Genomic DNA, 22,556 nt, shown 5'->3' with positions numbered 1-22,556 from the left:
CAGAGGCGGTGGACCAGTGGAAGCACGCTTTCGTGCGCGTCGGTGAGGAGCCGCGTCAGTAGAGCCCGATGCGGGTACAGCGGGTGGCCGACACCGACCGGCAAGGCAGTGCACCAGTCCCAATGGCCTGGTTGAAGCCCGCGCACGATCCACAGGCCGTTCTCTTGGTCGAGGAATATTGCGCTGTTGAGCTGCGGGGCGAGCAACGTCAGAGGCTGGCTGGAGCATGTGATCAAGCAGTGGCATGCGGGATCGTTGTAGATCCGGCGGCGTCTGTCATTGTGTTTGGGACATCGGCAGTCGCAGGGGTGTTCGTGCGCGTTTTGATAGTGACGGTACGTAGCTGTCTCCTTGTCGCAGAACCCAAAAAGGCCGGTGGGCCGCCCACCTGAGCGGCCCACCGTGTGGTGTACGCCGATTGATCCTGGCGGCGGCTTAGACGGATCTACCCGTGCAGCAGTCCACGGACGACTGCTGGAAGTACCCCGGCCGCCATAGCGATGGCTATGGCTTGAATGAGGGTGTCGTCCGGATCAGATTCATAGGCTCGTTCGATTGCCAGCTGTGCCAGCAGGCTGTCTCCCTGCTGCACTGCGGCAAGCGCGAGGAGGGTGGCTGGAGCCGCGGCGTGAAGATCGTCGGCGCGGCGGGTCAGGTCTGTCCACATGCGAACGTCGATGTCTTCGCCGGCGAGCCGCTCGATCGCGCAGTTTTCCAGTTCGGGATCAGTGAGTAGGGCGAGTATGAGGGCCACCCGGTCGTCGGGGAGGTGGCGGTGTTGTTGGTAGGTAGCGAGTGCTTCGTTGATGAGTTCCTCGACGAGGTCGTGCCAGCGAGTGCGGCTCCCCGCGGTGACGCTTTCGATCTCAGCGATTTGCTTGTGGGCGTCCGCTAGGGCGATACGCATCGCTTCTCGCTCGGCTCCGGTGATCGGGGTGAGCCGAGCGACAGCGTCCCCGCTGTCGGCTGCGGTCCAGCCCAGGTAGGTCGCGTGGGCGGCAGCAGCAGTGATGTGGGGATCGAACGGGATGCCGTCGGCCGGCGATTCAAGGGCGTCGTGATCGATGTACCAAAGCCGGTCGTCGTGAATCCGCAGCATCGCGGGGATGGCGATGCCATCTGCGTTGAGCGCCGCTCTGGTGAGCGCCAAGACGTTGGTGACCGCCTCGTGTGTGCCATACCCGATAAGGATGACGCCGTCGCATTTGTGCGCCGCGACAAGTTTTGCGGTCGTGGCTGCACTTTCGGCGGTGTAGGCCGAGTTGCTCGTGGTCGTGGCGGCGGCAGTGATGATGTGTCTTCCACGGAGCAGGACGATGACGAGCTGATCGTGAGGGTAGAATCTGAGCATGTAGGGCACGAGGGCTGCCGTCTCGGCGGGCTGGTCCGGGTCGAATTGGTCGATGCTGGTCATGGATATCCCCAGATTTGTCGGTGCCAGGGAACCCTTCGCCTACGTGTGACCCGATTTCGCCGGGGACGCGCTTGGGGTTCCCGGCTCGGGCTGACGTGGAAGTTGTTGGTGGTGGCGACTTCAGCTCGCCTGGATCTCTCGCGAGGGGCACGTTGACTGCGTGCCCCAATAGATGTTGAGGCGAGCAACCATGCCTTACGGCAGATTGATGTCGTGTTCGGCCATCACCGCGTGGATTCGGGCGACGACGTGCTCGGGGCGAGCGGTGATGAGCAGTTCGTGCTCGTGGTGGGTCGACCTGCCGTGCTGGTCGAGGATGCCGATCATCCAGCGCATGTAGCCGTCTCCGGCGAGGTGTGGGCTGACGCCGACACGGCGGCCGTCGGGCAGGTCGAGCCACGTGACGTAGTCGCCGCCAGGTGACTCGGACTCTAGATACCAGGGTCGCCCGAGTTGGTTCGCTACCGGCGCCTGGAGTACGGGGCTGTGTTCATGGCCGGGGTCAGTGGGGTCGTTTCCCGTCGGCCAGGAGTAGTCCCAACGAGCATTTATTGCTTCTCCGTCGTATAGCGGCAGGACAACTCGTTCGTCGCGGCGCTCTACGATGCCCGCGGTTTCAAGCAAGCGAAGCCGATGCAGTACCAGACACAGAGGTAGCCCTGTCAGCTTGGAGAGTTCCTCTGGGGTGCCGATCCCATATGCGGAGATCGCGCGCACTATCTGAGCGGATTCACGATCGAGTCGGTCGGGTGGTCGCTTACTGGCCTCGATTTCGCCGGCAACCTCGTCATGGAAATCGGTCACAGCCGCCTTACCTCCTTCACCCGGCGAAGGCTTGAAGCACACGCCCGGGCCGGGTGAAAACGAAATGGATGTGGACGCATATCTTCAATAAGATCGGCGGCATCAACTGCCGGGTGTTAGCACCCGGACGCGAGCGAGGGCGCTCACGGCCGCTCCCTACAAAGATGCGGACGCGTGCCCCGGGCTCGGCTGGCGGACCCGGGGCATGCGTCGCTGCTCGGAGTGTGCGTCAGACCGAATACGCCGCAACGGTGATGGCGCCGTCCGGTCCGAGGCTGACCTCGTGCCTGACAGCGAGGGTCTCCTCGACGGTGAGCAGGTGGGCCGGCAGCTCGGGCACCTTCTCACGCCAGGCTCGGTAGAGCCGGTGTGTGCCGTCGATGAGCAGTGGCGCGGCCTGATGCTCGACGAGGAGTTGGCCGACGATCACCGGGTTGGTGAGGTCGGTCGTCATGGCGTACTCCCGGTCCAGGCCGTCGCTGGTGGGTCCGATGAGCGCGGCTGCGGACCTTCTCGGGTCGTCGAGATGCTTGAGCCCGTAGAAGGCAGCCCATGCCGCGACAGGAAGCGGCTGGGTGGGGCGAGGTTCCGCGGTGATCGCCGCCTCGGCGGCGTCGATGGAGAACACCCACGGGCCGAATTGGAAGAACTGGCTCATTCGGCGCCTCCGTCGGCCAAAACGGCGGGGATGAGGTTGAGGGCAGTAGGCCGCTGGATTGGATGGGGCACGGATCTTTCCCTTCCGACAGCGCCGGGGCCGAGCACCTGAGCTCGGCCCCGGCGGGGATTGGACGATGCAGTTCAGGACTGTTCGGTCTCGGCCGGAGGCTCGTCGTCCTCGTTGGCCTGCCCGGCGTTACCGGCCTCGTCGTCCACCGAGGGTTCGCTGGTCTGCGCCTTCGGGAAGAGGAAGGTCAGCGGCGTCTCGGCGACCAGCACGAGACGACCGGCGGCGGCGAGTTTGGTGCAGTTGTTGCGCACCGCGCCGGAGCTGACCGCGCGGCCGTGCTGCGCGCTGATCACGGTGGCGACGTCCTGGGGCGTCATCGGCCTGCCCGGTGCGGCTTCCAGGACGGCAAGGGTCAGTCTCTCCAGCTCGCCGCGCGCGAACGGCTGGTTGCCGTCGCCGTTGGCGCCTGCCGTGTTGCTGCGAGCTCCGGTGCTCGTCGCACGCGGCGCAAGCGGCGGTGTGCCCTTGGACAGCTTGATCGTGTGGATCTCACCGTCGGAGCCGATGATGCTCAGCGTGCCGTCCGGGTCAGCGAGTGCCAGGAGGGCTGCGATCGAGGCCGGCATCGTGGTCGTGCCGCGGATGACCTGCGTGCAGAGAGGGCAGCGCGGCGGCTTCGGGTCCGGGTCGACTTCGCTGGCCTTGGTCGGGCCGGGCACCCACCGCCGCGTGTCGTCGGGCTTGCGGCGAGCGGCGTCTACCCGCTCCATCGCGTCGAGCAACCGGCTGGCGGTCGGGTGGCTCATGCCCGTTTCGGCGACGATCTGATCGAGCGTTGCTCCGTCGTCGCCGAACTCAGCAAGCACGCCTTTGACCGACATGACTCTGCGGTCCGCGAACCGGGGGTTCTGCCTCCTGGCGCCTGCCGACGAACTCGGTGCTGTGCCGGTGGCGCTGGCGTCCACCCCAGTGGATCCGACCGAGTCGGTGTCCTGCCCGTCCGTAGGCTCGATGCCGCCGGACGAGTCGCTCGTGCCGTCGCCCTCCGCCTCGGCGTGGTTCTCAGACGGCTCGATGCCGTCGGAGTCCGGCTCCTGTGCCGAGTCAGCGGCATCGGTGTCGTCGACTACAGCATCGTCGGTGGCGTTCGCCTTGTGGAAGTCGCCGGGGTGCAGCTCGTCGGCGGCGACCTCGGAGAGGACCCAACGTGCCGGTGCGCCCTCGTCCGCGTCCGGGTCGGCCGGGACGATCAGGCCGGCTTCGACAAGGACCTTCACGGCCCTGTCGACGGTCGACTTCGACTTACCCGTCTTGTCGACGAGTTCGGCCGCGGTGGCCGGGCCGACTTCGGCGACCGCGCGGAGTACCGCCTGGGCCGAAGGTTGCAGATTTGCGAGATCCATCGGTTTCCCTCCTCGGGAACTGTGGGGTGGAACCCGGCGCGATCGGCGCCGGGCTTTGTTGCCCGCCCGGAACATGAGGAAGGCCGGCCACAGTTATCTGTGGCCGGCCTTCGCGTTGTGGGGCGGAGTAGGGGGTTCAGTCGGCGGCGAGAGCACAGAGGCGCGTGCCGGCCTGGAGTGCGCCCAGGTAGGCGCACGCCTCGTCGAGGAACCGGAAGCGGTCAGCGTGGCTGCTGCTGGCCGCCCGCATCAGGGTTCCGTCGGTGGTGATCAGCGCGTCGCCGACGAGCGCGACCCGCCAGTAGAAGCCGACGTATGCGGACTCGCCGGCCTGATACAGCCCCAGCTCGTAGGGGTCGAGCCGCTGGTCGCCGACGTGGGCCAGCATCGCGAGGACCCGGGGCTGCTGCTCGAAACGTCGGCGCGCCTCGTCCTCACTGACGTCGTCCGGCGCGGCCCGGTGCTGAGCGAGGAAGTCCTCCCAGCACCTGGCCGTCGGTGTCTTGGCGACGACCTGCGTGTACCAATCACGCCAGCGGGCCGCGGCCCGGTCGGCACTGGCAGCCGCGGTGCGGTCGAGATCGAGGCGGCTCTTGCGTCCTCCGGCGGTCGTGGTGACCGCACCGAATCGGCGAGCGGCGCTGATCAGCCAGTAGCTCAGGAACCGCGTCAGCCAGCCGATCAATGGCCGATGCCGGACGTGGAACCGCTGCACCGGAACCCCGTTGGTCGACAGCAACTCGTCGAGCTGCTCGGAGGCGGTAAACCAGTTGGCATCGGTGTCGGGCGCGAAGCAGACGGTGACGATTCGTTTCCCAGCGAACGTGGACATGGCAGGGGTGCTCCCTTCACGAAGCGGTGAAGCGGGGGTGGGTGGTGCCACCGGAGCGCGGCGTCTGGTCTGAGACATCTGCGAACGAGGCGCGGCGCGGGATCACGAGCCGACCATGGAGGTGGGCAATGAGTGATCGCGGCGGGCGCGGGCAGATACCCCGAGCGGGGGCAGACGAGCGGCGGTGCGAACAAAAGGAATCCGCACCGTAGCTCCACCACCTGACAGCGCCACCTCTGTCAGAAACCGCGATCATGTACGTGACCTGCTCTGACAGGTTTCGGCTTCGCGCCTGTTGACAGCTGTCAGAGTTGGAAGGATCCGTCGTCGCCGTAGTTCGGGTTGGCGGCGGTGGGCGCCCCGTGGTCGCTGGGCAGCTCGATCAGGCGTACCCGGTGGATCTCACCGGCGGGCAGCCACACCGGGTCGGCCGGTTCGTGGTTCTGGGTGGCGGTCGCGACCGGGGTGATCACCGGCTGTTCGTCACGCAGGAGCCGGTGCAAGTGGTCTTCGCGCTGTTCGCTGCCGAGCCAGATCAGGACCGGGTATCGGGGGCCGCCATCGCGAACCAGGGCGGCGTAGCGGTCGAGTTTGGCGATCACACGGCCCAAAGCCTCGGTGCCGGTGTCGGCTTCCAGGAAGAACCCGGCCGTCATGCCGGCCTCGCTCCAGAGGCCGTGTCCGTCGGCGGTGACAGCCCGGAACTGGTTGCTGGTCGTCGTCTCGGACCACCAGCGATCCAGGCGCGCTTCGGGATGCCGGCGGCTGTACGCCTGGAGGCGGACGAAGAACTCATTGACCACGAGCAGGTGGTTCAGGTGCGGGTTCGTCGACAGTCTCTGTACGAGCTGATCGCTGGCTCGCGGGGTGAGCTCGGGCCGGCGGTGGACTGAGGCTTGGAACCGTCGGCCGTTGTAGCCGAGCGTCCAATGCCAGGGCTGGGTGCCTCCGCCGTCGCGGAAGAACCGGAATCGCTCGAGCAAGTCGAGGTCGGCCAGTACTCGCAGGCGTAGCTCGCAGGTGCGCCGGGCTCGAAACAGCATGCGATGGATCTGGCCGGTGGTCAGGACCTGGTGCTCGTCGAGGAGCTGGAGCAGGGTTCGGTCGCGGATGGTGATCCGTGGGTAGAGGGAGAGAAGGCTGGAAGCCATGGTGATCACCCCTGTGGGGAGAGAGACCCGTAGGGAGTCGTGACGTGTCGATCTTGGAGGTACGCCCGGCGTCGGCGATATAAGGGCAGCTCAGATGCCTGACAGGCGGTAGAAGCAGGGCTCGCCGGGGTGCTCGCCTGGCAGGCGAACCCCGGCGAGCACCCGAGCGAGGAACCCGGCGAGGACCCCCACGCACCACCGGGTCAGGTGTCGCCGGAAGCCATTCGGCGACGAAGCGCGTTGCGGGCGATCTGTTGCATCGGTGGTTCCTCGCCCGTCGGCCGGTTCGCTGCCGCGCATAGCTGCCGGATCGCGGTGGGTTCGCCGTCCTTCGGCCCCGGCGGGTTGGTGACCATGGTGAATGCCGGCAGTTCCCGGTTGCCGACCAGCAACCGTGCGGTGGCGGTGAACAGGTCGAGGTTGGCGAGGTCGTGCTCGTCGACCTGAGGTTTGGTGTGCTTGGACAGCTCGCGGGCGTCGTCCGGGTCGACGTTGAAGAAGATCTTCGACCGGGCGTTCGCTGACACGGCCGCGGCGACATCAGCCGGGAGCTGGTGCAGATCCTGATGGGCCAGGACGAGGCTGAGCCGGAACCCCCGCGCCTCGGCCAGCATGTCGCTGACGCTGTTAGGCAATGTCAGGAAGTTCTGGCACTCGTCGAGATAGAGCACCGCATCCCTGCGCTGTTCCTCAGGGACGCCGGCACGGGCGATCGCGGCCTGCCAGACCCGGGCGACGAGCAGCGAGCCGAGGATTCGTGCGGTCTCCTCGCCCAGGGTTCCCTTGGGCAGCCGGCACAGCAGTACGCCGCCGTTGAGAACCTGACCCATGTCGAAGGAGCTGTGGGCGTTGCCGATCACGTTCTTCACGAAGTCACGCAGCAGGAACGCGCGCAGCCTCGCGAGGACGGGGGCGATCACCTGGCCGCGGAATTGCTCGTTGATGCCGTCGTACCAGAGCCAGAACCCGCCGAGTCCTTCCGGATCGTCAAGCCCGTGGGTGAACCGGGCCCGGAACTGCCGATCCTGGAGCAGCGACGGCACCAGGCTCAACGTGGGTTTGGCGTGACGCATCAGGGTGAGGCAGGCGACGCGCATGGTGTCGTCCATGCGTGGCCCCCACTGGCCTTGGAAGATCTTCGCGAAGATCCCCACGAGGTTGTCCACGGCGAGGTGCGCATCGCCCTGGTCATCGAGCGGGTTGAAGCAGGCGCTGTTCTCCTGCTCCGGGTCGATGATGTGAATGCGGTCCGCGTAGCTGGCGGGGAGCCGATCGAGGATGTCGATGATCAGGTCGCCGCGTGGGTCGATGACGACCGTGCCTCGTCCGGCCCGGATGTCACCCAGGATCATGTTGAGCAGCAGCACCGACTTACCGACGCCGGTCTTCCCCACCAGATGTACGTGCTGCCGGCTGTCGACCACCCGCAGTCCGACGCTGTGGCCACCGACCTGCGAACGGCCGAGGATCCGCACGTTGCGCCCACCGGACGGCACCTGCACGGGGGCCGGTACCGCCTTGGCTCGAGCACGGTCCAAGCCGGGTACTGCCAGGTCTTGCGGCAGAGCCGCGAGCGCTGCGAGCTCGGGCACCGTGGACAGGAAGCCGCGCTGCAGCCGGCGTGCTGCGATGACCGCGACCGGGTGCGACATCTTCATGCGCCGCAGCCGGTTCGGGCCGGTGTAAGCCGCGGCTGCCGAGGCGATCGTGTGAGCAAGCCCGGCGAGGCGTTGCCGTGTCCGCTCCGCCTGCTCCGGCGTCGGCGGTGTGCGGCCGGCATCGGCGGCGACCGCGTACCTGATCGCGAGTTCGAAATGCGGCACCCGGGTGGCCTTGTCCACGAGCGTGCGCGCTTCGATCGCGGCGACCGGGTCGCGCTCGGGCCGCTGGACCGGAGCCGCTGTGTTCCGCCGATGCGGCGGGCCGGGCAGGAAGACCTCAACGAGCCAGAGCAACGGCTCGATCAGCAGTCGCACGGCGCCAAGGGCCGAGCGGGTAGCGAAATCGGGCCGTCCGCGCGGATGGTTGCTGCTCTCCGCCGCCGCTCGTCGCGCCGCGCGGACCCGCCGGGCAGTGGCCGGACGGGCGAGCACTTGAACGCAGGCGTGCTCACGGCTACGGACCTCGGCGCCGGCGGCGAGCAGCGCTCGCAGCGGATCGGCGTCGTGCTCGGAGCGCAGCGGCAGCACGTCGGTGTGCTGGGGCCAGTGCGCTCCACCCGTCTGTTCGGCGACCGTGGCCGGGATCGGTTCGGCGGCCGGTTCGGTGGTCAAGGTGGCGGCGGGCCAGGCCGCCCGGGCGGCGAATTCCACCGCGCCGGGAGGCACGGTGCCCGGAACCCAGACCCGGATCGTCAGAACGCGGCCTGTCCATGTGTACTCCCAAGCCACGTGCGAGTAGCCGTACAGTCGTCGTCGCCAGATCGATGGGGTCAGGACGCTGGCCAGGGTTGTCCAGAAAACGGCGGCAGCTTCACCGGTGACTTCCGGCGGAGCAGCGATCGTCACCCATCGGGCATCGGTCGTGTGACGGCGGTGCCGCCAGGCGTGGAGCTGATCGTGGCTGATGAGAGCCGCGACGGCCGCGGCTGCGGCGACGATGCCGAGCCACGGCCGCGCGAGAATCCATTGAGCGAGATCTTCGGGCCAGGTCGGGGCAGCCGTCATCCGGCCTCGCCGATGCCGGTGACGGCGATCTTGTGTTCGGCAGCGGAGCCGACGCTGCGGAACGGGATGCGGTTGCGGCCCGCGACGAGCAGGCCCTCCCCGCGCGGCACTGACAGCAGTAGCCGCGCCTCCCCGGCGGTGAGGGCGAATGCGGCGGTGACGGCGTCGATGGACTGGGTGGACTGGCGCATCAGCACTTGCGTTGCCGCGTTGGACACCACGGCCAGGCCGAGATCGGTCGACAGCACGTCGGCGGCGTCCTGGGAGATCACGCTCAGCCCGGCCCGCCGCTTGCGGGCGGCCTTCGCCATCCGGAACAGGAACCGGCCGCCTTCCGGGTCACGCATCAGCAGCCAGGCCTCGTCGACGACCACCAGGCTCCGCTGCCGTGACGCACCGGTGTCGGGGGTGTCAATGCTCGACCAGATCGTGTCGAGGGCCAGGAGCGTGCCGACGGTGCGCAGCTCGTCGGGCAGGTGCCGCAGCGACCACACCGTCAGATGTCCGCCTGGCGTGCTGGTGGTCGGGCCGTCGAACAGGGTGGCGAAGCTGCCCCGGGTCCACGGGGCGAGCCGTGCGGCGAGCTGCGTCGCGGCGGGATCGGTGTCGGCCGCCAGGACGGTGGCCAGATCGCGCAGCAGCGGCGCGGGCCTGGTCCAGGTCGCCGGATCGGCGTTGATCCCGGCCTGGTGGTAGGTGGCGATGATCGCCCGGTCCAGGGCGGCGCGTTCGGCCGGCGGTGGGACCGCGCCGAGCATCACCGTGATGAGTGTGTGCAGGAAGAGGCCACGCCGGGTCAGAGCGTCCGGCCGGCCGTCAGCGGGCAGATCGAGCGGGTTGAGGCGTTCCTCGGGCTGGCCCAGCCGCACCACGGTGCCGCCGACGTGCTCGGCGAGCGGGGCGTACTCGTCTTCCGGGTCGATGACCGACACGGTCGTGCCCTGATAGAGGTTGCGGAGCACGTCGAGTTTGACCAGGTAGCTCTTTCCGGCGCCGGAACGGGCCAGGACCACGCTGTTGTGGTTGTCCTGCGCCCACCGGTTCCACAGCAGCACGCCGTTGCTGGTGGTGTTCAGCCCGTACAGCACACCCTCGGGCTCGGCGACCAGACCGGGCGCCGGCGCGGGCAGGTCGGCCGAGGCGAGCGGGAACGCCGCCGCGAGCGCGGTGGTGTCGAGCACCCGGCGCATGCGCAGCGGGTCCACGCCGATCGGGAGCGTGGCGATCCAACCCTGCTGCTGGCGGAACGTCACCGGCTGCAGGTCGAGCAGCACGCTCGCTGCCGCCGCTTTCACCCCCGCGCTGACCGTGCGCAGCTCGTCGAGGTCGCGGGCGTGCACGGTGATGTAGAGGCCGGTGTCGTAAAGCTTCGCCGCGCCGCGGGCGACCCGATCGGCGAGATCGGCAGCGTCCTCGGCCGCAGCTTCCGTCATCGGGTCGTCGAGGCGTCCCTGGTCGGCGGTGAGCCGGCGCGACGACTCCAGGCGGGCGCGCTGGCGCCTGAGCATCGGCGTCGCCAGCTGCGGCGGAATGGGATCGATGTGGACCGCGACGTCGACACGGCCGGGGTAGGACAGCAACGGGTCGAGCCAGGCCGGGCCGACCTGTGCGGGGAAGCTGCACACCGCGAACGTGGCGGCGTACCCATCGCCGATGCGGACGTGCCCGGGCTCGACACACAAAACGGCCGGGGAAGGCATCTCCCCGGCCGCCGTCGACTTCTTCGTGCTGTGCAGCAACTTCATGCTGTGCTCCGCAGGGTGATCGGGATGCCCGGCACGGCACGTGGCCCGGGCACAGGAGGACAGAACGGGTCGACCGCGCCGGCCAGCGCCGCAGCGACAGCCGGGCCGTCGAGTGCGGCGGCCTCGACGCCGAGCCCGGAGAGCGCACGCACCGCGGATTCAGCCGCGTGCTCACCGGTGATGACGGCCATGACCTGCCGTCGCAACGGATCACGTCGGCTATCGAGGTCGGCCAGGAACGCGGCGTGGTCCTCGGCAGCCGCTTGCAGCGCAGGATGCGGCAGTCGCGGCGCCTGATCAGCAAGAGCCTCCGCCTGAACGCGCAGATCATGGCGTTGTGCTGCCACGACGATCTGCGCTGGTGCGGTCAGCGCATTGAGGAACCGGGCGAACCCGTCCAGCAGCGCACTCTGCTCGTTGCCGGTGCGCAGATGGATGTTCGTGGTGCCGCAGGCGATCAGCACCCGGGCGGCGCCCTCGCTGGTGAGGACTCCGGTCGGGCTGATACTCGTGACCGGCGAGCGCAACGGTGCCGGCACCTTCGGCGATCCGGCCGCCACAGCGACCGAGCTTGCCCGGGTACGGCCGGGGCTGAGCGTGCGCGGGCTGCGTGTCAGAGCGAGGCCGTGTCGCAGCCACACGTCCAATGGCAGGCCGTCACGGCGGCCGAGCACCACGACGATCGTGATCGCGGCGACCGGGGCGGCGATGGTGAGCCAGGCGGCCGGTGGCAGCACGGAACCGAAATGCGAGTAAAGCAGCCAGCCCGCGGCGGCGACCGTGCCGAGGATCGCGAGCTGGCGGAACGTCAGACCCCAGGCGATGGTGTCCGGGGCGCCGATGTCGGCGGGAACCGAGGCCTGCGGAACGTCGTCGTTGTCGATCATTGCTGGTCTCCGTTCAAGATGATCCGGCGCAGCCGCCGGTAGTGGTGATGGCTGTGCTGATGCACCGCTACCTGCGTTGCGCGCGTGGGCCGCATGCGAAGCAGGCCTCTGGTCACCGACTGCATGACGACCGCACGCACCAGGACACCCGCCGGGTTGCGCTGGACGCCCGAGTTCGTGAGGTAACGGCCGACCAGTTTCGGGATCCGAACGGTCAGCATCAGCAGGCACGTCGCAATGAACAGGTTGGCGATCTCGAAGTCGCTGCCGTCCGCGTCGGCGCCCAGCAGCTCCGGCACGCGGTAGGTCGGCCCGAGCAACAGGTTGACGCCCTCGGCGAAGAACAGCGCTTGAAGCACCGGGGTGGCCAGACAGCCAAGCAGGCTGCGCCACCACAGGCCGGCGACCGCCTGGGTCTGCGGCAGGCCGTAGCAGGCCAGCGCCGCTGGGGCGATTCCCGCCAGGACGATCAGGATGGCGACGCGCCCGAACCAGCTCACGATGAGCAGGTAGAGCAGCACGACAATGAGCACACCGAGGACGGCGGCCAGCAGAGCGACACCGGGATTGGTGAAGGCGTACATGATGCGGTTCTGAACGAACCGGACCACCTGCGGTCCGGCCGCGGTCTCGCCGGCCAGCGTGAGCGTCAGCGCATTGCCGATCTCGATCAGTGCGCCGCACAGTTCGACACCGAAGTTCGCGGCGATCAACCCGACCACCAGCCGGGGCAGCAGCTCCTTGACCTGGTATTGCGTCTGCAGAGAGCCATGGGTCATGCCCAGCAGGCCGGCGGTGATGAACGCCAGCACGTAGGCCGCGTTCACCACCAGCAGCGACCGCTCGGCCAGCTGCTGAACCTGAGGAAACACGGTGACGTCTGGCGAGAGGAACACTTCGTCGGTCAGGAACCCGACCAGGCCGGCGAGCATGCTCACCACCTGTTCGGCGAGCCACTCGACGATGCCGTCGTACAGCCAATCGATCATCGATCAGCCACCGATGATGCTTTGCAGCACGTCGAGGATCGTCGGCGACAGGACCGCCAGCGCGTAGCCGATCAGAGCGGACTTGAAGTTGCCCTTCGCCTGCTCCACCTGAGCCGGATCGCCGCCGGCTGCCGTGTAACGCAGGCCTGCGATGACCAGGAACAGTGACGCGACAAGCGCGAGGATGCCCATGATCCAGCCGGTGAGGCCGTCGATGACTTGAGGGATGGTCTTAGGCGCCGCCAGCACGTGCGGCATGGCGGCGACCTCGGAAAGAACCGAGAGAGTCGTGTGCACTGCGGCGCTCCACAAACGGTGGGGCCGCCACGGTGAGGATCAGGGCGAGAACCGAGTCCGGTGGGGGCGCTCCTCCCTCACGAGACGCGAAGGAAATGCGGTGTCAGTACGCCGCGCCAGCCATGCCGGAACAGGTTCTCCGCCACGCGAGGTGATCCCCACCGGGCGGACATGTCGTGGATGACATGCACACCTCAGAACCGCGCTGTCAGGCCGATCGAACTCACCGACGATCTGTCACCACCTGACAGAATCTAGCCTCGTGGCGGCGCTGGGCTCCGGCGCGTGCAGAAGGCCGTCGGCGCGTTGCTCGCAGTACAGTCCGCCTATGGAACGACAGACGGATCCCATCGTCGTCTCCGACGAAATGGGACAGGAGCTCGTGCCGCTCGACCTCGCCGCGCTGTTCAATGACGGGCGAGGTAAGACGTCCACTGACGGGCTTGTTGGGCGCTCTGCCCTCTCCGACTCGGGACAGGAACAAGGTCGGAAAGATCATCTTTAGGGCCTTGGTAGACCGTGACTGAGGGCTACTCCGGTCGCCGGGCGATTAACGCCCTCTCGTCGGGCTTATGAAGCCCGACGGAAGGGCACCTCGAAACCCTGGTCAAGGCGTAGGTTGACTACCGCTGTCGTATCTGATAGCCGCCCAAATGAGCAATTCGAGCGTTAATGTCGCCGTGAATCCACCACCGGCGAATCCAGCACTGACCGTGCGTGAAGCTCCGTCCGACCAGGCCAGCCACGCTGCGAGGATGGCGACGATAGCCGCGACGAGGGCGAAGCAAGTAATTGCGAGCGAGTTCTTAGACACAACTCAGATCACACATTACTTGACGTGCGCAGCGCGACAAGGGCATCAGTCTAATGAACCGGATATTTCAGGATTCTCTACTTCGTAAATCATGCTTACGGCGTACATTATTTCGGACAGCATCACCCTTTCGGGTAGCAGGCCTGCCCATCTTGTCTCAGCAGGACATCCCTCGTCGAGGAACCTGATAGTCCGCCCGCGACTGAGTCAGCCGACAAGCGCGGTGCGACCGAGGGCAGCCCCAACACCACGACGCTCGCAACCGGTTGAGCGCCGCAGGGTGGTCGGGCGAGTTCGATCCTGCGTGCGCCGCACGGCTCGTCGAGAATTTTCGCAAGGAGCGCCCGAAGACGCTGGCTGGCGAGCTACAAGACCCTGCCCGACGTGACGCCTCGCTCATCTGTCTCCGACAGCAGGTGTTGTCCGGAGCAATCTTGGACCGGCAACGGATGATGTCGTGCCGGATCATGCAGCGACAACGAGTGCTGCCGCCGAACAGACTTTGGGAGCGAAAATTCCTATTGTCGATTCTCCTTGCGCCCGTCATCATCGACGAACGTCGTTGTCGAGCTGATGGGACGGGCCGTCTTGAACACCGAAAACGCCTGCGCGCTCCTAGCTGACTACGGCCACCGGCAACCCGATCCCGCTCACGTCGACCGGGCCCTGACGTGACTTCGCCGAGACTTCCTGACTCCGTGTTGCGGCAGCTCAATGACCGGATCGCTCAGATAGTCCTGCAGATGGCCCAGCAGCTTTGCAGCGCCGACGAACAGGAACTGACCGACCGCGAGGTGAGGCTTGCGGTACTGGCCGCAGCCCACTTACTGCACACCGAGGTCGGCGCACACCGCGACGACGCGGCCGTGAGCGCCGCACAGGTCGGTGCCGACTACGCCGACATCGGTACCGCCATCGGCATGACCCGGCAAGGCGCCCGCCGACGCTGGCCCGACCTCGCTGCTGTCACTCGTGCCGCCCGCCAGCTGTGAGGCGCCCGTCGGCCGCCCTGGACACGCAACGAGGCCGCTCCGGGCTCAGTCCGGTGCGGCCTCGTCAACACGTTCGTCAGGCAGCTCTCCCGCCCGAACGGGCCGGACCCGACAGGTCTCCGCTGGTCACCGCAGCAGCAACGGTCCGCTCCGCGCGGCGCCGCCGCATCCGCAACGACGCTGGCGTCACGCCGCGCTCGACGGCGAGCTGCTCGATCATCGCGTCGCCGAACCGGGTCATGCTGATCAGCTCGGCGGCCTCGGCTGTGATCAGGCCGGCCGCGGCCGCCCGGCCCAACAGCAGGTCCGGATGCCCGTACGGCATGCGCGGGGAACGCGAACCGGTCGAGAAGTCTAGAGGCAGTTCCTCGCCGTCCTCGGCGTTGACGACGGCAGTGCCAGCCCGCCACGCCGTCCAGCACATCCGCAACCAGAGCCGGGGCGGCTTCAGATCCGTTGTGCGTAGGGCCTCGAGGAAGCCGGCCAAGACCTCGGAATCGACGTCGTCAGCGTGCCGTGGATGGTCGCGGCTGATCCTGGCCGCCAGGTGAGTCAACGCCGGAAGAGCCAGGCCGATCGCGCCGACCACCCAGGCCGGCCCCCACTCGCGAGCGTGCAGGGCGAGCTGCTGCCAGAGGCAGTCGGTCGTGTCGCTGTCATGGCGTTCGTAAACCAGCAGCGTGCGTAGCTCGTCGAGCGGCAACGTGCTGTTCGGCAGACCGGGAACCCGCCGCGCGTCGAAGACCAGCGGAGCGGGCTCGCAGGTCAGCGAGGCGAACGCCTTCTCGGCGGTGGTCAGAGCTGTCTCGTTGATGCGGGTGCGAGATGTCATCGTGTCGTCCTCGTTCGGAGTCTGGCGCTGCGCTTCGACCACGCAGCGCGCTACAGACACCGATTGAGGCAGTGCGAGCTGACACCAGAAGCACTTGTCAGACCATGACAGGGCCGGTCAGCTTTAGCCCGTAGGAACCTCCTTTGCTCCACGCGACGGTGGTTTGCTTCGATCAGCGCGCCGAAACGATCCGCGCCTCATTCGATTACATTGACACCCAGACGGTGATTCCGAATTAACAAGGGATGAATAGGTCAACAGTCGTCTCTGTCGTCTGTAATTGTTTGCTATAGCCCGTCGGAGTTTTTCGCATTTTTCGGATCTTCATGGATTATCCGGTCTTGCGAGCTTCCGAGCATCTCCAGGAGCAGGGCGCGCGTCCTGGATGCGGCCTGGATTTCTACAGTGAAGGCATCTGGTTCGGCGGCCGCTAGGGTGAGAAACAGCTCAATCGCCTCGGTGATCGCCGCGAGAGCTCGTTCGGACGGATTCTCCGTGTAGGCCGCCACGACTCCGATGTTCCACAACGACTTAGCGAGGTCGGGTAGATAGGCGTCCTGGTTACCGGCGGCCAGCATGCGGTGAAGGTCGACGGCTTCCTGAGCGGCAGTCAGTGCTTCGTCTCGCCGGCCTGCCTGTGCCAGATCGATCGGCAGGTTGCTCATTGATTTGGCGAGGCCTGGTAGATAGGCGTCGCGGTTGCCAGCGGCCAGGTCCCGGTGTAAGTCAACGGCTTCTTGGCTAGTGGCCAGCGCTTCGTCTCGTCGACCCGCCTCCGCCAAATGGATCGCGTGGTTGCTTACTAATGTCGCTAGGTCGGGTAGATAGGCGTCGCGGTTGCCAGCAGCCAGGTCCCGGTAGAGGTCGACGGCCTCCTGACTGGTAGCCAGTGCTTCGTCTCGGCGACCTGTTTCGGCCAGTCGGAGAGCGTGGTTGTTAACCGACGTCGCGAGGCCTGGTAGATAGGCGTCGCGGTTACCGTCAGCCAGCTCCCGGTAGAGGTCGACGGCCTCCTGACTGGCAGCCAGTGCTTCGTCTCGCCGACCCGCCTTCGCCAACCGGTTCGCGTGGTTATTTGCCGATGTCGCGAGGCCTGGTAGATAGACGTCGCGGTTACCAGCGACCAGGTCCCGGCGTAGGTCGACGGCTTCCTGGCTGGCAGTTAGTGCTTCATCTTGCCGACCCGCCTCCGCCAATTGGATCGCGTGGTTATTCACTGATGTCGCGAGGTCGGGCAGATAGGCATCGCGGTTGCCGGCAGCCAGGTCCCGGCGTAGGTCGACGGCTTCCTGGCTGGCAGTCAGTGCTTCGTCTCGCTGACCCGCCTCCGCTAACCGGATCGCGTGGTTGTTCACCGACGCAGCTAGATCAGGCAGATAGGTTTCGCGGTTATCGGCAGCCAGCTCCCGGTAAATGGCGACGGCTTCCTGACTGGTATCCAGCGCTTTGTCTCGCCGACCTGTCTCCGCTAACCGGATCGCGTGGTTGTTCACCGAAGCGGCTAGTTCGGGTAGATAGACGTCGCGGTTACCAGCAGTCAGGTCCCGGCGTAGGTCGACGGCTTTCTGGCTGGCAATCAGTGCCTCGTCTCGCCGACCCGCCTCCGCTAACCGGATCGCGTGAATGTTCATCCAGGTTCCACACGCAGGTGAGTCCGGCGAGCCGTGCATGTCGGCGACGATTCGAGTAGTTAAGGCCAACGCCACTCTGCCGAGTTCAAGCGATGGATAAGCGATCTGTGAGGCGATCCGCTGTGTCCACCCTGGGTCGAGGTCAGCACTGGCGAGCAAGCTGGCCATCCGTGCGCTGAAACGGCCCGGGAATTGCATCGCGACCTCCAGCACGGCCTCGGTCATCGTTGGCACTTCGACCGTGAGCGCTTCTTCGATGAATGCCTGCGCGTCAAGCTGATGCTCGCAGGCGCGAGCGAGCACCGTCAGCGCTTGGGCCGCCTGAGCCACCGTCAAGTCAGAGAACACCACCGACCGCTGGCCTGCTCTATATCCGCGCAACGCCTCCACGGCTAGCGTCTCACCCAGCAGGTCCGGCTGCACTGTGCCCAGCACTCCGGTTGCAGTCGGGTACAAGCTTCGCAGCCAGGCGACATATCGCCGTATCAGCTCGGCATCGGCACCGGTCAGCGATGGGACCCGAACCACCAGAGCCGCCACCTCAGAATCTTTATGCGCACCCAGCAGCGAGGAGATCCCAGTGACCTGCCGCAACACCACATCGGCTTCAGGGTCATCGCCGACGAGCAGCTTTGCCCGGCGGGCAGCGTGCCTCCAGTACCGGGCTTCGTGCCGTAGGACTTCATCGAGCACGTCAAAGCGATCATTACGCGGCGCGCCCAACACCGCCACCAGGGCCTCGGCATGCAACCGCAGGATCGGCGTCGCCGGATCCCGGCCGGCCTTCGGTACCAGTTCGGGCACTCGATACTTCAGCTTCCGGGCGAACGCGGTGACCGCCTCCGACACGATCTGCTGCGGGTCCCGTCCTTCGAACTCGACCGGCAACGCGATCACATGATCAGCAACGGTCAGCACATCGACTACATGTTCCTGATCCGGATAGGCGGCGGACATGGTCTCCCACCACAGACCGGCGTGCCGAGCGAGCAGAAGAACCCGCGTCCGGCTATCGGCCGAGCAAACCCGCTGCGCCGCACACATCAGCGCCGCCAGCCCCGCCCGGTCGCGTGTCTCGGCGTAGTCCACCACTAGCAACCGTCGCTGCGTGATGGAGTCCGCGGCGATCGCTTCCGCCATGGTTGCCTCGCCGCCGGGCCGGACCCAGACACAGTCCCAGCCGCTCAGCCGGGTGCCGAACTCACGTGCCAACCGGGTCTTGCCGACACCGCCGGCCCCGACCACCAGCCGAACCGCCATGGCGTCCTTCTCGGCCGCCCAGGACTCCAAGGTCTGCAGCACCCAGCCTCGACCGAAGAACGGCACCACCTGCTGATCTGCTTGCAGAAGCAATGCCACCGACGCTGGCAGATCCTGCCGCGCTCCGAGAGCCACCGCGCCACGACGTTCTGAAGCGAGCGCGCGCCCGGCTCGCAACCGCTCGAGCACCGACGGAGCGAAGGCACCGACGGGCGCTGCCACCGCAGCGGCGACCACCGCCCATGCCGGTTTGTTCTCCGCCAATGCCGTCCACGCCCCTGCCGCGCAGACCACAGCAAACGCCAGCGCCGACACCACATGCCGCCACACACCATGCCAGGACGCTCGCACCACCAACCCAACGTACTGACAACGATCACATCGTCACACCGGCGATCAGCCGATTGAGTTCCGCCTACCGGCAGATCGCGACGGTGACAGGTCCTGTCAGGTCCGGGGTGGGTTCGATCGGCCTGACAGAACGGCACTAGGGATCGTCAGTACGCCCGCCGGTCCGGGGGCCACCGCGCCCATGACCGACAACACCCGCCGCCCGGCACCGATCCCCGTCGGGGAAACCGTGTCCGGCGACCCGCCCGTGCCGATCACCGTCTGGCCCGTTCCCGCCCCGCCGCCCGACGCGACCATGTCCACCGCGATGGGCGTGCGTCTGGTCCACAACCTGACCCACCCGACGGACCTGGTCATCGATCTGGCCGCCGGTCCGCACCTGGCCCGCGCCATCATCGCGGCCCAGCGCCGCAGCCATCTTCAAGACCTCCGGAAGACCGGCTGGGGCGCCGAGCCGGCGACCCTGATCGTCACCGGCTGGCCGGCCGACGAGACCGCCACGCCGGTTGAGTTCTTCGAGCGCTGCCGGGCCGGCCTCTTGCCCGGCGGCTGCGTGGCGGTTCTGTTGCCGCACGACGCCGTCGCTCCGGTGGAAGTCGTCATCGCCGCCAAGACCGCAGGCCTGGGCTACCTCCAGCACATCGTGGCGGCCCACCGCCTGCCGCGTATGGGTCAGCGGGCCGAACTGGACATCCACACCGACGTACTCATCTTGACCCGCAACTCGCGCGAGGCAGGAGAGAACGATGACGCCTGACGAGACCATGCCGGTCACATCGGTCTGGCTGACTTGTCAGCAGCCCGCTCGCGAACAGCGTCGCGGCCGCTACGTCGCGAAGACCTCCACCCACCCCGGCAAGATGCTGCCGCACCTCGCCGCTCACGCGATCAACGCGTACACCGCACCCGGCGACCTCGTGTTCGACCCGATGTGCGGCGCCGGCACCACGCTGGTCGAGGCCATGCACCTCGGACGCCACGCGATCGGCATCGATATCGAGCCTCAGTTCACCGCGATCGCTGCCGCCAACGTCGACCTCGCGTTGACGCAGGCGGCTTTCGGCACCGCGAAGGTGATCACAGGCGACGCCACCCAACTACTCGACCTGGTCCCCGCTTCCGCGGTCGGCAAGGTCGGGCTTGTGCTCACCTCACCCCCATACGGGCGTGGCACCCACGGCATCGTCAAGATCGCTGGCACCAAGGTGCAGAAGCACAATCATCTGTACGGCGACCGCGAGCACGGCAACCTCGCCTACGGCGGTTGGACCCGTCTACTGGAAGGCTTCGCCACGATCCTGTCCGCCAGCTACCAGCTGCTCCGACCGGGTGGAACAGTCGTGATCACCTGCCGGCCGGTTCGCCGGCACCGAGACGATCTGATCGACCTGCCCGGCGAGCTGCTGTCCATCGCTCAGTCGGTGGGACTGCTGCCGGTGCAGCGGTGCGCGGCGATGCTCGCTGCGGTCCGGGACGGGCAGATCGTGCATCGCGCCAACATGTTCGGGCTGATCGCGGTCCGCCGTTCCCGCGCCGACGGTATCCCGGTGCATCTCGTGGCGCATGAGGATGTGCTGGTTCTCCGACGCTGCTGAGCCGCTGACGGTGATCACGCGGCTGTCAGGTTCGGACAGAACGCCGGATCTGACAGCCGCAGCCGCGTGCCCGGTATGCCGCCTAGCCTGGAGTTTCTCCTTATCTCCTTGTGCCGCTGATCCGCCGTCTCGCGACCGCATCGCGCCCACCGACCCCGGTCGGCCGCCGGTCGCGCTCCGGATCCTCCCGGCACTCCTGCCGCTGCCGCCGCTCGCCTGCGCGAATGGCCGCGGTAGATCAGCGGTCACCAATGGGTGGCCGCCTCCTCATCCCTGTCCTTGGGAGGACATCGTGCTCAAACCCGCTGCCTACTTGCCGGACGTCGACTGGCACCAGCTACTCGAGTCCGCGCCTCAGCCCAGTGAGCAAGCGTTGAAGACCATCTACGTCGTAGACGAGATGCTGGCTTCCTTCGAGCCGGCCAACTCGCTCGCGGCGATCGAGGTGATGCGGATCTGCGCTGAGCGCCTCGGCGAGTACATGGAGCACGCCGCCGCCAGCCATGACCTGGCCGACCTGTCACGGCTGGTCTGCGGCCTCGCCCTCATCCAGGCCAACCTGGCGCAGGCCATGGAACGCATGGTTCACAACTCTGACAAGCGCGCGTTCAAGGGCACTGCTGATATGCCCGCCAGGACCCTGCGGGCTCTCGCCTTCCACCTGCGCTGTGCCGGCGCCTGCGGAGGGATGCTCACCGGAAACCTGAGGGACGCCTATGGCGTCCTCGACGGCGGCGTTCGGTGAGCCTTTATGGCCTCACCCCGAGGCCCGGCTTCGAGCGCTACACCATCCGCGTGGGCTGGGACCCGGGGCGCACACTGTTCGCCACTGTCGCCGACTTTGACTGGGATGCCGAGGCCGAGCCCGACAACCCGCCGGACTTGGTGGAGCTCGGCCTGGTCGAGCAGGTTCTCGATCCCGCGGTGGTCGTGCGCGCTGTCGAGCCGTACGCGCTCATCCCTGACGATCTGATCGACCGGCTTGAGGACGACATGCGGGCCCTCCCGCTTCGCTGACAGGCCTGAATCAGAGACACCCACCCGGCCGCGCCCGGCCATCCGAACCTCCAGGCGCGGCCGATTGCCGTGCCCGGGATGCCATCGAAGCACGGAGGAGCACTCCATGAACAAGGCCATTCCTGGCGTCTACAGCAGTGGTCATGCTGTGACCCGGCATCTGATCGAGGTCTACCACAACCTGAACGGCAGATTCGATTCCTACACCGATGACCACGTCCTGCAGGAGGTCATCTCCCACTGGCGGTATCTGCCGGCCGCCATCACCGAGGAAGAGGTTGCCAGCTGGGCCTTCACGGTGTTCAACGCCGACCTTGAACTCCTGTCCCTTCGTCGCGGGGAACCCGGTGGCGAAGAAGACTTCCTGATCGCCGGCGTCTACCGGATGCTGAGGCGGCGCTCGCTGTCGGTCGGTGATGTCGTCGCGGTGAGCCGCAACGGCCGTACGGTCCGGCTGGCCTGTGAGGCGACCGGCTGGCGTCGTATCGGCGGGCCGCCACGCATGATCGGCGAGCCACTCACCGCCACGGCGTTCCTTCGGCACGCGTGGTGCCGGGATGCGTAAGCATCCGTGCCTGCGCCACAAACCCGGACAGCACGACGACGCCTGCTTGACCGGGCCGTGCGGATTCTGCGGCACCAGCCTGCAAACGATCGCCTCGGGCGAGTGCCGCGAGTGCCTGCGGATCATGTGCGAAAGCTGCGACACCGGATACCAGGTTGAATCCGGCCCTCTCTGCGGCCGCTGCACGCCGGTGCCGAACGACGGGATGGCCCCGCCGGGATTCGAACTGCGCCGGGATTGCCTCTTCAGTCTCGACCTGTCCTGCGGTCACGTTGTTCTGGCCTGGGTCACCGGCTTTTATCCAGTCTCGGTGCCCTGCTGCGACCGGCTCGGCGGCACCATCCGCGACGGTCGCTACGTGCCGTTCGTGTCCGCAGTCGACTATGCCCGGCTGCTGTTCGAGCACTACGAATTGCAATCGGCAGGCAGCCCTCCCGATCCCACTCAGGTCGTCGGAAGGCAGGCGCGTACAAGCGATCCGTACAGGCCGGCTGGTGAGAGTAGCTACCTCAGTACGGGGCGCTTCCCGGCCCGCGTCGGCGCCGCCCTCAGCATCGACGGCTCGATCGCCGTGACCGACATCGACTGAAGCACGACTCCGCGTTCGCGCGGTCTCCCGCCCGTGTGTCGACGGGCAGGTT

21 protein-coding genes are annotated in these 22,556 nt (G+C 67.0%); 8 read left to right on the top strand and 13 right to left on the bottom strand.

The window, feature by feature from the left end:
- Positions 1 to 445: 445 nt before the first annotated feature.
- The 11 genes from AB0G10_RS33500 to AB0G10_RS33450 form a co-directional block, all read right to left on the bottom strand.
- Positions 446 to 1,414 (bottom strand): DUF4192 domain-containing protein, encoded by a 969-nt coding sequence (locus tag AB0G10_RS33500; protein WP_360930930.1) that lies wholly within the window; start codon positions 1,412 to 1,414, stop codon positions 446 to 448.
- A gap of 195 nt (positions 1,415 to 1,609) precedes the next feature.
- On the bottom strand, positions 1,610 to 2,218 hold the full coding sequence (locus AB0G10_RS33495; RefSeq protein WP_360930928.1) for a hypothetical protein: 609 nt from the start codon (positions 2,216 to 2,218) through the stop codon (positions 1,610 to 1,612).
- Between the two features lie 229 nt (positions 2,219 to 2,447).
- Positions 2,448 to 2,876, bottom strand: coding sequence for a hypothetical protein (locus AB0G10_RS33490; RefSeq protein ID WP_360930925.1), 429 nt, complete (start codon positions 2,874 to 2,876; stop codon positions 2,448 to 2,450).
- 143 nt (positions 2,877 to 3,019) lie between these two features.
- Positions 3,020 to 4,291 (bottom strand): MarR family transcriptional regulator, encoded by a 1,272-nt coding sequence (locus AB0G10_RS33485; RefSeq protein WP_360930922.1) that lies wholly within the window; start codon positions 4,289 to 4,291, stop codon positions 3,020 to 3,022.
- 136 nt (positions 4,292 to 4,427) lie between these two features.
- Complete coding sequence (locus tag AB0G10_RS33480; protein WP_360930919.1) at positions 4,428 to 5,123, bottom strand: hypothetical protein; 696 nt, start codon at positions 5,121 to 5,123, stop codon at positions 4,428 to 4,430.
- A gap of 305 nt (positions 5,124 to 5,428) precedes the next feature.
- Entirely contained in the window at positions 5,429 to 6,274 is an 846-nt protein-coding gene (locus AB0G10_RS33475) for a replication-relaxation family protein (protein ID WP_360930916.1), read from the bottom strand.
- A gap of 203 nt (positions 6,275 to 6,477) precedes the next feature.
- The gene (locus AB0G10_RS33470; protein ID WP_360930913.1) at positions 6,478 to 8,940 is read right to left on the bottom strand and encodes a TraM recognition domain-containing protein; all 2,463 of its coding nucleotides are present in this window, start codon (positions 8,938 to 8,940) and stop codon (positions 6,478 to 6,480) included.
- Positions 8,937 to 10,685, bottom strand: coding sequence for a DUF87 domain-containing protein (locus AB0G10_RS33465; protein ID WP_360930910.1), 1,749 nt, complete (start codon positions 10,683 to 10,685; stop codon positions 8,937 to 8,939). Before AB0G10_RS33465 ends, AB0G10_RS33470 begins: the two co-directional genes overlap by 4 nt.
- Complete coding sequence (locus tag AB0G10_RS33460) at positions 10,682 to 11,572, bottom strand: PrgI family protein (RefSeq protein ID WP_360930907.1); 891 nt, start codon at positions 11,570 to 11,572, stop codon at positions 10,682 to 10,684. The genes AB0G10_RS33465 and AB0G10_RS33460 overlap by 4 nt, the downstream gene beginning before the upstream one ends.
- Positions 11,569 to 12,561, bottom strand: coding sequence for a conjugal transfer protein TrbL family protein (locus tag AB0G10_RS33455; RefSeq protein WP_360930904.1), 993 nt, complete (start codon positions 12,559 to 12,561; stop codon positions 11,569 to 11,571). The genes AB0G10_RS33460 and AB0G10_RS33455 overlap by 4 nt, the downstream gene beginning before the upstream one ends.
- A gap of 3 nt (positions 12,562 to 12,564) precedes the next feature.
- The gene (locus tag AB0G10_RS33450) at positions 12,565 to 12,858 is read right to left on the bottom strand and encodes a pilin (RefSeq protein ID WP_360930902.1); all 294 of its coding nucleotides are present in this window, start codon (positions 12,856 to 12,858) and stop codon (positions 12,565 to 12,567) included.
- A gap of 328 nt (positions 12,859 to 13,186) precedes the next feature.
- Here AB0G10_RS33450 and AB0G10_RS33445 point away from each other — a divergent pair, with 328 nt between their 5' ends.
- Positions 13,187 to 13,363 (top strand): hypothetical protein, encoded by a 177-nt coding sequence (locus AB0G10_RS33445; protein ID WP_360930899.1) that lies wholly within the window; start codon positions 13,187 to 13,189, stop codon positions 13,361 to 13,363.
- A gap of 1,007 nt (positions 13,364 to 14,370) precedes the next feature.
- Positions 14,371 to 14,664: a hypothetical protein gene (locus AB0G10_RS33440; protein WP_360930896.1), complete on the top strand. Its 294-nt coding sequence runs from the start codon at positions 14,371 to 14,373 to the stop codon at positions 14,662 to 14,664.
- A gap of 76 nt (positions 14,665 to 14,740) precedes the next feature.
- Here the strand turns inward: AB0G10_RS33440 and AB0G10_RS33435 are convergent, their stop codons facing one another.
- Together AB0G10_RS33435 and AB0G10_RS33430 are read right to left on the bottom strand one after the other, a co-directional pair.
- Positions 14,741 to 15,538, bottom strand: a complete 798-nt coding sequence (locus AB0G10_RS33435) for a hypothetical protein (protein ID WP_360930894.1) — start codon at positions 15,536 to 15,538, stop codon at positions 14,741 to 14,743.
- 245 nt (positions 15,539 to 15,783) lie between these two features.
- Positions 15,784 to 18,741, bottom strand: coding sequence for a tetratricopeptide repeat protein (locus AB0G10_RS33430; RefSeq protein ID WP_360930891.1), 2,958 nt, complete (start codon positions 18,739 to 18,741; stop codon positions 15,784 to 15,786).
- A gap of 178 nt (positions 18,742 to 18,919) precedes the next feature.
- Here AB0G10_RS33430 and AB0G10_RS33425 point away from each other — a divergent pair, with 178 nt between their 5' ends.
- The 6 genes from AB0G10_RS33425 to AB0G10_RS33400 all read left to right on the top strand — a co-directional run bounded on the left by AB0G10_RS33425 (position 18,920) and on the right by AB0G10_RS33400 (position 22,504).
- Positions 18,920 to 19,495, top strand: coding sequence for a hypothetical protein (locus AB0G10_RS33425; RefSeq protein WP_360930888.1), 576 nt, complete (start codon positions 18,920 to 18,922; stop codon positions 19,493 to 19,495).
- Positions 19,485 to 20,333: a DNA methyltransferase gene (locus AB0G10_RS33420; protein WP_360930885.1), complete on the top strand. Its 849-nt coding sequence runs from the start codon at positions 19,485 to 19,487 to the stop codon at positions 20,331 to 20,333. Before AB0G10_RS33425 ends, AB0G10_RS33420 begins: the two co-directional genes overlap by 11 nt.
- Positions 20,334 to 20,706: 373 nt before the next feature.
- Complete coding sequence (locus tag AB0G10_RS33415) at positions 20,707 to 21,078, top strand: hypothetical protein (RefSeq protein ID WP_360930882.1); 372 nt, start codon at positions 20,707 to 20,709, stop codon at positions 21,076 to 21,078.
- On the top strand, positions 21,075 to 21,350 hold the full coding sequence (locus tag AB0G10_RS33410) for a hypothetical protein (RefSeq protein ID WP_360930879.1): 276 nt from the start codon (positions 21,075 to 21,077) through the stop codon (positions 21,348 to 21,350). The genes AB0G10_RS33415 and AB0G10_RS33410 overlap by 4 nt, the downstream gene beginning before the upstream one ends.
- 106 nt (positions 21,351 to 21,456) lie before the next feature.
- Positions 21,457 to 21,915 carry a hypothetical protein gene (locus AB0G10_RS33405; RefSeq protein WP_360930876.1) on the top strand — a complete coding sequence of 153 codons (459 nt, stop codon included), beginning with the start codon at positions 21,457 to 21,459 and terminating at the stop codon, positions 21,913 to 21,915.
- Positions 21,908 to 22,504, top strand: coding sequence for a hypothetical protein (locus AB0G10_RS33400; protein WP_360930873.1), 597 nt, complete (start codon positions 21,908 to 21,910; stop codon positions 22,502 to 22,504). Before AB0G10_RS33405 ends, AB0G10_RS33400 begins: the two co-directional genes overlap by 8 nt.
- The last annotated feature ends 52 nt before the right edge of the window (positions 22,505 to 22,556 follow it).

The organism is Actinoplanes sp. NPDC023714 (assembly GCF_040639855.1).
GTDB lineage: Bacteria > Actinomycetota > Actinomycetes > Mycobacteriales > Micromonosporaceae > Actinoplanes.
Note: the sequence above shows the minus strand (reverse complement) of the source record. Positions and strands in the feature narration are given on the sequence as shown.